The 11,590-nt window shown below is 39.5% G+C and carries 11 protein-coding genes and 2 riboswitches; of the genes, 4 read left to right on the top strand and 7 right to left on the bottom strand.

The annotated features are described in order from the left end of the window. Window positions 1-193: 193 nt before the first annotated feature. From AC1UFB_RS14965 to AC1UFB_RS14985, 5 genes are all read right to left on the bottom strand, one after another. The gene (locus AC1UFB_RS14965) at window positions 194-709 is read right to left on the bottom strand and encodes a 1,2-dihydroxy-3-keto-5-methylthiopentene dioxygenase (protein ID WP_061785076.1); all 516 of its coding nucleotides are present in this window, start codon (window positions 707-709) and stop codon (window positions 194-196) included. Window positions 710-722: 13 nt separating this feature from the next. Then, window positions 723-1,361, bottom strand: a complete 639-nt coding sequence (locus AC1UFB_RS14970) for a methylthioribulose 1-phosphate dehydratase (protein WP_100347409.1) — start codon at window positions 1,359-1,361, stop codon at window positions 723-725. Then, the gene (locus tag AC1UFB_RS14975) at window positions 1,358-2,017 is read right to left on the bottom strand and encodes a 2-hydroxy-3-keto-5-methylthiopentenyl-1-phosphate phosphatase (RefSeq protein ID WP_482589440.1); all 660 of its coding nucleotides are present in this window, start codon (window positions 2,015-2,017) and stop codon (window positions 1,358-1,360) included. The genes AC1UFB_RS14970 and AC1UFB_RS14975 overlap by 4 nt, the downstream gene beginning before the upstream one ends. Beyond that, a complete protein-coding gene (gene mtnW / locus AC1UFB_RS14980) occupies window positions 2,017-3,255 on the bottom strand; it encodes a 2,3-diketo-5-methylthiopentyl-1-phosphate enolase (protein WP_025908394.1) in 1,239 nt (412 codons plus the stop codon). The genes AC1UFB_RS14975 and mtnW overlap by 1 nt, the downstream gene beginning before the upstream one ends. Before the next feature lie 88 nt (window positions 3,256-3,343). Next, a riboswitch (SAM riboswitch) is annotated at window positions 3,344-3,451 on the bottom strand. Window positions 3,452-3,547: 96 nt separating this feature from the next. Further along, window positions 3,548-4,744, bottom strand: a complete 1,197-nt coding sequence (locus AC1UFB_RS14985) for a pyridoxal phosphate-dependent aminotransferase (protein WP_025908393.1) — start codon at window positions 4,742-4,744, stop codon at window positions 3,548-3,550. Between the two features lie 107 nt (window positions 4,745-4,851). Here AC1UFB_RS14985 and AC1UFB_RS14990 point away from each other — a divergent pair, with 107 nt between their 5' ends. The 4 genes from AC1UFB_RS14990 to AC1UFB_RS15005 all read left to right on the top strand — a co-directional run bounded on the left by AC1UFB_RS14990 (window position 4,852) and on the right by AC1UFB_RS15005 (window position 8,555). Next, the gene (locus tag AC1UFB_RS14990; protein WP_061785079.1) at window positions 4,852-5,634 is read left to right on the top strand and encodes a carbon-nitrogen family hydrolase; all 783 of its coding nucleotides are present in this window, start codon (window positions 4,852-4,854) and stop codon (window positions 5,632-5,634) included. A 92-nt stretch (window positions 5,635-5,726) separates the two neighbouring features. Continuing rightward, window positions 5,727-5,894: riboswitch (SAM riboswitch) on the top strand. Window positions 5,895-5,990: 96 nt separating this feature from the next. After that, a complete protein-coding gene (gene mtnK, locus AC1UFB_RS14995) occupies window positions 5,991-7,163 on the top strand; it encodes an S-methyl-5-thioribose kinase (RefSeq protein WP_482589441.1) in 1,173 nt (390 codons plus the stop codon). Between the two features lie 12 nt (window positions 7,164-7,175). After that, window positions 7,176-8,222: an S-methyl-5-thioribose-1-phosphate isomerase gene (gene mtnA, locus AC1UFB_RS15000; protein WP_061785080.1), complete on the top strand. Its 1,047-nt coding sequence runs from the start codon at window positions 7,176-7,178 to the stop codon at window positions 8,220-8,222. Between the two features lie 141 nt (window positions 8,223-8,363). Continuing rightward, complete coding sequence (locus AC1UFB_RS15005) at window positions 8,364-8,555, top strand: hypothetical protein (RefSeq protein WP_035320185.1); 192 nt, start codon at window positions 8,364-8,366, stop codon at window positions 8,553-8,555. A 5-nt stretch (window positions 8,556-8,560) separates the two neighbouring features. Here AC1UFB_RS15005 and AC1UFB_RS15010 read toward each other — a convergent pair whose 3' ends face one another. Next, window positions 8,561-9,073: a methylated-DNA--[protein]-cysteine S-methyltransferase gene (locus AC1UFB_RS15010; RefSeq protein ID WP_025908390.1), complete on the bottom strand. Its 513-nt coding sequence runs from the start codon at window positions 9,071-9,073 to the stop codon at window positions 8,561-8,563. 13 nt (window positions 9,074-9,086) lie between these two features. Continuing rightward, window positions 9,087-11,249, bottom strand: a complete 2,163-nt coding sequence (locus tag AC1UFB_RS15015; protein WP_100347408.1) for a PAS domain S-box protein — start codon at window positions 11,247-11,249, stop codon at window positions 9,087-9,089. Between the last annotated feature and the right edge of the window lie 341 nt (window positions 11,250-11,590).

Here is an 11,590-nt window from a genome sequence, read left to right on the forward strand (position 1 = left end):
TTTTCATCTTCTTCCTCCATCTATTACTATTCTCATAAAAATAGTAAGAATTATTCCTAGCGCAATGAAGAGCAAGCGCCGACTTAAAGCTTTTATTGCTTAAGAAAATGCCGCTTCATCAAGAAGAGAAGCGGCATTTTCTTGCGTTAACCACGCATACATCCTGCTATTTTTCCTTGTCTACAATCTCAATTTATTCGTAGATTGGCACCCAGCCTTCTGTTGTAACAAAAATACGAACGGCTACTACTTTGCGATCTTCCATTAGTGTAAAATAATGACGCACATTTTCTGGAACAGAAATTAAGTCACCTGGCTCTAACTCGACATCAAAGAATGAACCATCTTTTCCTTGAATGACGAAAATACCATGTCCACTGACGATAAAACGAACTTCGTCGTCCGTATGGTGATGCTCACGCTGAAAGTTTTTTAATAACTCTTCTAAGTTAGGCGTTGTATCTGATAACGAAATCACATCTTGTGCTTGATAACCTCGTCGCTCAGAAATATCCCTAATCTCTGTATCAAATGAAGCTAAGATTTCTTCTTTTTCTTCGTCTGTTAAATTAAATTTTTCACGCAGATTTTCAGGTAGCTTTGTAATATCCCAATTTTCATAAATGACTTCATTATTAGCTAAAAAGCTTGCTACCTCTTCTTGATTTTCAATGCGTACATCTGTTGCATGTAAACGAATGTTTGCCATATGTAACTCCCCCTTAAGTAAGTGTTGATTGATTATATTTCTTTAGTGAAAGAATTTTCACGTGATAACTAAATAAAAACTCGTATGCTTCTAGCGCTTTTTTCGCTTCAAATGCATTTCCCCCCCATACGGTAATACCGTGGTTACGAATTAAAACAGCCCCTTGATCCGCCGTTACATATTCAGCAAAGACTTCAGCTAACGTCGGAATGTCCGCATAATTCGGAATAATCGGAACGGTAACCTCTGCATCTTCTTCCCAAATACCGAGTGCTTTAATAATCTCTTGCCCCTTAAACGTTACCTTTCCTTCGTCACCATATAGTTCAGAAATGACGTTGTTATCAATTGTATGTACATGCAGGCTGCACCCAGCGTTTGTATGACTATAAACCTTAACATGTAAAAGCGTCTCAGCGGAAGGTTTCAAGTGTGTTTCTTCCGCTGCTTTCCCATGGCTATCTACAAGTAAGAAATCTTCACTTGTACGCTTTCGCTTATCTTTTCCACTAGCTGATACGAAGAAGGTTGTTGGCTCTTCACTTACTTTAATCGATAAGTTACCACTCGTTCCAAAAAACCAATCTCGCTGTGCAAGTTCTTCTTTTACATCCGCAATCTCTTGTAAACGCTGCTGTGCTAAAATACTCATACTTCCACCTCCGATAATTCGTTAATATGTTCAATGACATCATGGAATGTTTCAAACGGCCGATGCGGTAAATGTAACTCTTTGCATTTCTGAAGCAAGAAATCACGTGCCAATACGCAATCAGCCATTTTTGCTGCCTGCAAATCCGTAATGGAATCTCCAATTACGATGATAAAATCTTTGTCATCTACCAGATTTCGTATAATTGACGGCTTACAGCAGCCACAGCCATTTTCACAGTGGCTATCGCATGTATGAGGCCACGTAATTTTAATCGTTTGCCCTAAAAAATCTGAGCCGTTGCAGTAAAGGTTCTTTTTATCTATTTTGCCGTCTAACATTGGTTCAACAAAAAAGTCAATTCCTCCACTAACAATATATAGCGGAATATCCTTTTCTTTTGTGTAATGCACAAACTGCTCGAATCCTGTTCGAATCTCCGAAGTTGATAAAATAAATGATACAATCTCTTCTTTTAAAGAGATTGGCAGTAAAGAGAACATTTTGCCAACGCCTTCTTGAATCGATACGCGCTCTGCCAACACATCATGTTTGATAGCTTCCCACTCACTTGGAGCAAACTTTTTCATAATAGCAATGATGTTATCGCTGTTTGTAATCGTACCGTCAAAGTCACAGAAAATCTTCACGTTCATCACCCCTTCACCTTCACTGCTCCCCATAGCTCAAGTGCTTTTTGTAGCGCTTCGTCATTTGTATCTTCTAAAGGCTGTCCAGCAAGCGTAGCATCAACTGCTGCACGGAATGCTTTTCCTCCACCGACTGCTCCATCTGGGTGACCGTGTACGCCTCCGCCTGCGTTAATAATGCTATCCACACCGAAATCGGAAATAAGCTGCGGAACCATGCCTGGGTGGATACCTGCTGATGGAACCGGGAACGTTTGCTTATAGGTATGTAGCGGTCTTGTTACCTCGTACGTAATTCCAGCTGTATCTTCAAGCGGCATCGCGACGCTGCCGTACGGTGATGGGAATAGTGAAAAATCTGCTCCAACAAGACGAAGTAATTTTCCTAGTAAAAGAGAATTTGAGAATCCATGAAATTCAGATGGTGTTAACGCACCGCTTACTGCTGGGTGAGCCATGATTGGTAAGTTAATATCATCATCTTCACGAAGAGCTTGTAGCACATCTAGTCCATATGCAAACACGTTAAACAATAGAGCATCGGCTCCGAGCTCCGCTGCTTTTCTAGCTTTCTCTTTTAAATCAAATGTACGCCCCGTTAAATTTACGGCATATAGCGTACGATGACCCATTTCTTTATATACTTCATCAAGAACTTTTTTCCCTTCTGTAATACGCTTTTCGAACGGTGTCAGTTCGTTGTCAAATAGGATTTCGTCATCCTTTACAAGATCGACACCTCCAAGTGCTTGTGCCCGAAGCTGCTCCGTTAAATAATCCATATCACGCCCAATTACACCTTTAAAAATACTCATTACTAGAGGACGATCGTACACTTTTAGTTTCTCACGAATCCCTTCAATTCCAAAGCGTGGGCCAGGAAAAGCGGCTAATGCTTCTTGTGAAAACTCTAAATCTAATAATTTTACTTTTCCGTCTAATGATAGTTTTCCGAAAACAGTAACTAAAATAGCAGGTAAATCATTTGTATAATTAGAAAGCGGATAACCAATTTTCACAATCGCTTGCTTTGTCGTTTGCTCTAAATAATTGTTGACGCGATCGCAGTCTTCAAGTGGCGTAATGTCAACTACGCGCCCTTTGTGCTTTCTAAGTTGCTCCTGCTCAAGCTGAGGTAGATTTGTCCAAGAACCTACCGTTAAGCCTAGAGCAATGCCTTCTGCTTTTTTTTCAAAGTTTCCTTTTTCATCATGTAATAAATAACTTGCAACGATTTCACTCATTTGCTTCAAACTCCCTTGCTGTAAATTTCCCATCGTTACGAAATAAAAAAGCCTCTTCTTGTGAGAAAGAAGAGGCTTTTTTGCTCTCTTCTTATCTCTCAGCTACTGCTGCAAGATTTAGCACCGTGCTTAACAAAACGTTAAGTCGGTTGCCGGGCTTCACAGGGCTAGTCCCTCCACCTACTCTTAATAAGAAAATTGCTATTTATATTGTATAATCGATTTTCACGCTAATCGTATTCATCAAAAATATGTGTTTATGAATCAACAACTTCTTACATATTAAGCCAACTCAAAAAGAATTGTCAACGTATTTTTTGAATAAATTTAATTTAGCAATTCGATCAACCGCTTCTTTCAGTCGATCTTCATCGGTTAATAAACCTACGCGCACATAGCCTTCTCCGTATTCACCAAACCCAATTCCAGGAGCAACAACGACGTGTGCTTTTTCAAGTAACAAATCAGAGAATTCTTCTGATGTATAGCTTTTGGGAACCGGCAACCACGCAAAAAACGACCCTGGTGGGGCTTCAACGTCCCATCCGATTTCACGCAGTCCATGAATGAGAACCTGGCGACGAGATTCATAGCGTTCGACTAGTTCATCTACGCAGTTCTGTGACTCTAGTAAAGCAACCGCGGCTGCTTGCTGTATTCCGCTAAATACACTTACAAATAAGTGATCTTGTAAAAGATTAATCGCTTCAATAACGCTTTCGTTTCCAACAGCAAAACCGATGCGCCACCCCGCCATATTATACGTTTTGGATAGCGTATAAATTTCAATGCCCACTTCTTTGGCACCTGGAGTTTGCAGAAAACTAATGGGCTTTTGACCATCAAACCCAATTGCGCCGTACGCAAAGTCATGTACAATGCACGTATCGTACTGGCGAGCAAATTCAACCGTTTTTTCGAAAAATGATGCCGTAGCTACTGCACCGGTCGGATTATTTGGGTAGTTTAAAAACATGAGCTTAGCTTTTTGCTTCACTTCTTCGCTTATTTCCTCGTAAACTGGTAAAAAATCATTCTCTTTTTTCAAGGGCATAGCTTCCATTTTCGCTCGTGCTAGCTCCACGCCTGACCAATAGTCTGGGTAACCTGGGTCGGGCACTAAAACTGTATCTCCAGGGTTAAGTAAACACTGAGGAATTTCTACTAACCCAGCTTTGCCTCCAAACAAAATAGCGACTTCTTTTTCGGGATTTAGCTGGACACCGTATTCTCTTTCGTAAAACGCTGCTGCCGCTTTTTTCAAAAAAGCTTGTCCGCGAAACGGTGAGTACTTGTGGTAGTTTGGATTTTCACTCGCGTCTTGAAGTGCCTTGACAATATGAGGGGGCGTTGGCTGATCTGGGTTTCCTTGCCCTAAATTAATCACATCATGCCCTTCTTTTATTACTTTTGCAACTTTGCTAACAAGGGATGCAAAAAATTGTTTCGGTAAACTCTTCAATAGTTCTGATTGTTCAAACTGCTTCATGTGAACACCTTCTCAAAAAATTCTTGAAATTCTAGTCACAAATAATATATTGTAATAGTCAACTTGTAAAGTCATTTTTATAAAATAAATCAGGATGGTGAAGTTTAATGAGCTTAAAAGTAGCGTGTTTACAACTTGACCTTGCATTTGGAAACCCTAAAAAAAATTACGAGCATGCTGAAAAAAAAATGAAGGAAGCACTGCTTGAATCTCCAGATATTCTTATACTGCCAGAACTTTTTGATACGGCTTATGATTTACAGAACCTCGACGCTATCGCGGACTCAGAAGGTAAGCAAGCGACTAGCTTTTTCTCTGCTTTCGCCAAAACACACAGCGTGAACATCATCGCTGGATCAGTTGCTAAGAAAACAAAAAGCGGCGTTACGAATACAATGTATGTCTTTAATCGTGAAGGCCAGGAGGTCTCGCAATATAACAAGCTACACTTATTTAAGCTGATGAATGAGCACTTATTTCTACAACCAGGTGAAACCAAAAACATCTTTACGCTTGAAAACTCATTATGCGCAGGCGTTATTTGCTATGATATTCGCTTTCCAGAATGGATTCGCGTTCATACAAGCGCAGGTGCAGAACTCCTTTTTGTGGTTGCTCAGTGGCCCAAGCCAAGACTTGCTCACTGGAAAGCACTTCTGGTAAGCAGAGCCATTGAAAACCAATGCTACGTGGTTGCCTGCAACCGCTCTGGAGACGATCCAGCTAACACATTTGCTGGTCATTCGTTAATCATTGACCCTTGGGGAGAAATTATTGCAGAAGCAGGTGAAAATGAAGAAATACTAACAGCAGACGTTGATTTATCAACCGTAAAGGCAATCCGAGAACAAATTCCGGTCTTTACAGATCGTCGCACAGAATTTTATTAAATTTCGCTGTTGACATCCAAAAATTCACATGATACGATGTTCTCCAGAAGTTACTAATAAGTCAAACAAATCAAAATTAAATAATATCTTTACTCTTATCAAGAGTTGGCTGAGGGATTTGGCCCTATGACGCCCAGCAACCGACCGTAATACCATTGTGAAATGGAGCGCAGCTTTTTAGCGCTATAAAACAATTCGCTGTTTTATGAAGGCACGGTGCTAATTCCAACAGAAAGAGAAATCTTTCTGGCAGATAAGAGGTTTGAATGACAATCAAGCCTCTTTCACTCACCGAAAGAGGCTTTTATATGATTTAAAAGCCTCCGGTATACTTATTTTTATGGAGGTAGATAACGATGACAACAACAACTTATACATATGAGCCACTAAATGAAATTACAGCGATTAGACTTGTGAAACAGCTGAAGTTATTTTCGGAAAGTGAAGCTCTTACAGCTCGTGAAATTGGTGATGGCAATTTAAACCTTGTTTTTCATATTGTGAACGACCAAACCAACAAGTCCATTATTGTAAAGCAGGCTCTTCCTTATGCAAAAGTTGTAGGAGAAAGCTGGCCTTTATCACTCAAGCGCGCAACGATTGAAAGCAATGCGCTCAAACAGTTTGGCAGCTTAACACCCGAACTCGTTCCAGACGTTTATTATCATGATGAAAACTTAGCTGTTACGGTCATGGAAGACCTGTCTCACCTAACAATTTCTCGTACAGGATTAATCCAAGGAGAAACATACCCACTTCTTTCAGAACATATCGGTAGATTTTTAGCTCATATTGCATTTGAGACGTCTGACTTTGCGATTAAGCCACAGGAGAAAAAAGAGCTGGTTGCTCAATATATTAACCCTGATTTATGCAATATTACAGAAGACTTAGTGTTTACAGATCCGTTTTTTGATTACAATACAAATGAATTTGAAGAAACGCTTCGAAGCGATGTAGAAAACTTATGGACAGATGAAGAAGCTAAGCTTGAAGTAGCTAAGCTTAAACAAAAGTTTTTAACAAGTAGCCAAACGCTTGTACACGGTGACCTGCATACGGGTAGTATTTTTGCTAGTGAGCGCGAAACAAAAGTTATTGATCCTGAGTTTGCGTTTTATGGGCCCTTTGGCTTTGACTTAGGACAGTTTGTTGCCAATCTTCTGCTTAACACCTTGTCTCGTCCTGCTCAAAAACGCAGTGTACTTTTGGATCATATCACCAAAACGTGGGATGTTTTCCAAACAACATGGAACAAACTTTGGGTTGAGTCTAAAGTGGAACCGTTCGTTAAAAATCCAAACTATTCCGAATATATCTTACAACAAACGTGGACGGATGCTGTTGGCTACGCGGGGTGCGAGTTAATTCGACGTACAATTGGATTGGCGCACGTAGTAGATATTGATTCATTGCCTGATGAAGAGCGCTTAAACGCTCAAAAAGCAGCTCTTCGTTTAGGACGTTATTTGCTAACTCATCAAACAGAAATTAGTGCACATGATTTTAAGAACTTGATTGAAGAATGAAAGGAGCCCAACATGACACACACTCTTACACTCCCTCGTTCAGTTGAATGGAAGGAAACGTTTATTTCACTGCTTGACCAGCAGCTATTACCAAACACAGTTGAATATATTAAGCTACATACTTTACAAGACGTATGGGACGCTATCGTTACGCTAAAAGTACGAGGGGCACCTGCAATCGGCATTACCGCAGCGTTTGGCTTAGCGCTTTCGCTTCAAAACTACGATGTACAGACGATTGAAGAATTCAAAAAAAAGCTGCAGGCCGACAAAGAATTTTTGGCGAGTTCTCGCCCAACAGCCGTCAACTTATTTTGGGCGTTAGAACGCGTAGTAAACAGCATCAATAACGCCATTTCCATAAATGAGGCTAAAACACTTGTTATTCATGAAGCGATTCAAATTCAAGCGGAAGATGAAGCCACCTGCTACCGCATAGGTGATTATGCATTATCGCTGTTTAATAAACACGATCGTGTTATGACAATTTGTAATGCTGGCTCGATTGCCACAGCATATTATGGAACTGCTTTAGCGCCTTTTCATATTTCAAAAGAGCGTGATATTCCGCTGAAAGTATTTGCGTGCGAAACACGCCCCGTTCTCCAAGGGTCACGCTTAACGGCATGGGAGCTTCAAAAATCAGGCGTAGATGTGACACTTATCACAGATAGTATGGCTGCACATACCATTAAAACAAAAGGGATTAATGCCATTATTGTCGGAGCTGACCGTATTGCAGCTAACGGTGACACTGCTAATAAAATTGGAACATATGGGCTTGCACTTTTAGCAAAAGCATTTAATATTCCGTTTTATGTAGCAGCTCCAAAATCAACGTTTGATTTATCGATCGCATCAGGAGCAGAAATTCCAATTGAAGAGCGCTCTGCAAAGGAAATTACGCATATCGGTGATGTACAAGTTGCTCCAGACAATATTTCTGTTTATAACCCGGCATTTGACGTTACGCCAAGTGAATTCATTACAGCCATCATCACAGAGCATGGCATTATTCACTCACCTTCTGTCGATACAATTAAACTCGTACTAAACTAAAAAAAAGAGAGAATCTCAGGTTACAATGTGATTCTCTCTTTTTTGCTTTGTAACATAAATGTAACAGTAATTTATCATCTACCTACATATATTATAGTTAGTTTTATCATGTTAAGCGAAATCTGTATAGGAGGGGTAGCTATGACCAAACAAGAACATCCCGACTCAACCTGTAAAAAGCGAAAGCAGCGGGCACGAAAGGAGCAATTTCAGCTTTTAGATGTTACAAATCAAACCATTCAGCAAGATCATTCAGACGAAACGTTCACGTCTGTAGATGGTGTATTTGTACAAGGGGAAGGATGGAAGCTAGAGAACGATGATGAAGCCTAGCAGCGCTACGCTAATACAACCTTTCCGTTTGCTACTTGTATTCCTTCTAACGTTAAAAGCCGCTCTTTTAAATGAACCTGTGCTCCTGCATAGCCAGTTAAATCTTTTGATGCGCCAACAACACGATGACAAGGTAAAAAGATAGGTAGACGGTTTCTACGATTTGCTTGTCCTACGGCACGAACAGCTTTTGGCTGTCCAATCATACTTGCTAACTGTTTATAGGAAATGACTTCTCCATATGGTATGGTTTTAAGTTCTTTCCACACCTTTTGCTGAAAAGCCGTTCCTGTTATTTCTAACGGAAGATCAAAGTTTTGCCGCGTTTGAACTACATACTCATGTAGCTGCTTTGTCGCTTCTTTAATATATTCATGATTTTCGAGCAAAGTGGCCGTTCCCTTTGTTTGTAACATCAACTCATCAAAAGAAAAGAATAAACCGGAAATCCCTTTATCAGAACATGTAACATACACATGTTCATTGTCAAACAGCGGAATGCTTCCATAGTAATTCATCGTTTTCTCCTCTCTATTGTACTTGGGAAACGGGTAACGTCACATGAAATGTTGTTCCGACCCCTAACTCACTTTCTACTTCAATATATCCCTTATGTTCTTCTACTATCTTATAAGACACCATCAGTCCAAGTCCAGTTCCTTTTTCTTTTGTGGTATAAAACGGTTCTCCTAGCTTACGAATTCGCTCTCGGGGCATGCCTTCTCCTTCATCATGAATGGATACTCTCATATAGCGATTGTTAAGATGCTTGACCTCTATGGAGATTACCCCTCCACCCTTCATCGCTTCAATTGCATTTTTAATTACATTAATAAACACTTGTTTTAGCTGATGAGGCTCACAATAAACCTTTGACAATGATGGATCGAAGTCTGTTTCAAATTGAACATTTTCAAGTAAAGCTTGAGCATTCAATAAATCAATCGTCTCTTGTACGATGACGGCTAGTGATTTCTCTTCAAATTTAGTTGCTTGTGGCTTAGCTAATACTAAAAACTCTGTAATAATTGATTCAATTCGCTGCAGTTCAGACGTAATAATATCAAAATAAAGCGAATGACCTTCTTTCATGCTATCTTCAAGTAGCTGAATAAAACCTTTTAATGCGGTCATTGGATTTCTTATTTCATGCGCAATGCCAGCTGCAAGCTGCCCTACTACTTGAAGCGTATCCGATTTCCGAATTTGCTCCTCCATTTGCTTTTTCTCCGTTACATCGCGAATAATTGTCATGTATAGGCCTGGTAAAATACCTTTTTTCGTCGAAAACTCAATTTGCTTCACTTTACCGCTAGCTGTTTTATACTGAATGTCTCCTTCTCCTTCACCTTTGCTCTCAATCGTAGCCTTATGCTCAATGACTAAATCAAAGTTAGAGGATGATAAAAACATTTCCATCGTTTGGGAACAAATGTCTTCCTTCATTTGTTCTAAAATTTCACAAGCAGGCTCATTAACATCAATGATTTGCTGCTCTCCGTCCCATAAGATTAAGCCATCTATGGAACCATCAAAGATTTTACGAAACTTTTGTTCATTATTCCGAAGTTCTTGCTCCATTTTGGTTCGCTCGCTGATATTGCGAAAAATGGTTAAATGATAGCCTTCAATAATGCCTTTTTTCCCTGTAAACTCAAGCTCTTTTTCTTCTCCGTTTGGCATATAAAAGGTAAGCTCTTCCCGAATCTCTTCCTGCTCAATAAATTGATAATAAAGCTTCCATACGTGACGATCTTTTTTATTAATAAACGTTTGAAGATTTGTGCCGATTAGTTCTTCTAAGGGTAGTTCAAATGTCCTGGAAGAAGCTGCGTTAGCATTTACAATTACCCCGTCATGACGCCAAATTAAAATAGCTTCAATTGCATCTTCAAAAATGGCTCGAAAATTTTTCTCACTTCGCAACAATTTCTGCTCCATTCTTCTTTTTTCCGTTACGTCACGCATAATTGACATATAGTAACGACTATAAATATTTGCGGTTGTCGTGAATTCAAAAAAAGTTATGTCTCCATTTTTAAGCTTAATCGGAAGTTCTCCGCTCGCTTTTCCTTGCTGCTGAAGAAGGCGCCATAATTTTTTTAGCTTATAGTGATAAGCAGGCTCAACTAATTCTGTTAACGTTTTTGTTAATAAGTATTCTTTTGGAAAATTCAACCGGTCACAAAACGATGGATTGACATCAATCAGCTGCCCTGCTCGATCAAAAATGACAATCCCATCAACCGCTTCGTTGAATACGTCCATAAACATATGCTGACTCAAAAAGCGTTCGTTCTCCACCATTTTTTGTGCTGTAATGTCACGGAAAGTACAAATCTTACTGCCAGAGGCTTCGCTTCGTTGTTCGCACGTAAACTCTACATATTTTACGATGCCATTTTGCAAGCTCATTGTACCTTTATAAGTAAACTTCTGATTTTCTACTAGCTTTGGATAATAATCATTGATGACATCATACGGAAACAACATAAGAAAGTCTTTTAATTGATATGCAATCAGTTCATCATAATGTTTGTCAAATAACTGACTGGCTGCTTCATTAACATGCTGAACGCAAAAATTCTCGTCAAATACAATAATTGCATCTGAAACTGCATTAAAAATGGCACGTAACTGCTTTATTTCTTCGTGTTGGTCTTGTTCAATCGGTAGTTGCCGATGTGGAGCCATGCCACATCCTCCTTTCTAAACTCTTTCTTCCTATCAAAAGACAAAGCTATTTCGACAAATTTCTACTCTCTTTCATAATCTATATAAGTTTGATTTTAATTTCCGACGTGCTTATTTTTAAAAAAATGCGTCCATACTGTTCCTAAGATAATCATAAGGGAGTAGATGGATGATGAAAGTTCTACGTATTCCAAATGACCATGGATGGACACCTGCTGACTTACGTCAATACGAAAAAACCATTCAAAACGTGAAAATGAGACAACGCGTCGTGACGATTCGGCTCATCATGGAACGCTATACAGGAAAAGAAGTATCTCAGCTTTTGAATCTTCACCGTG

The sequence above is a fragment of the Priestia sp. KCTC 13724 genome, assembly GCF_056820425.1.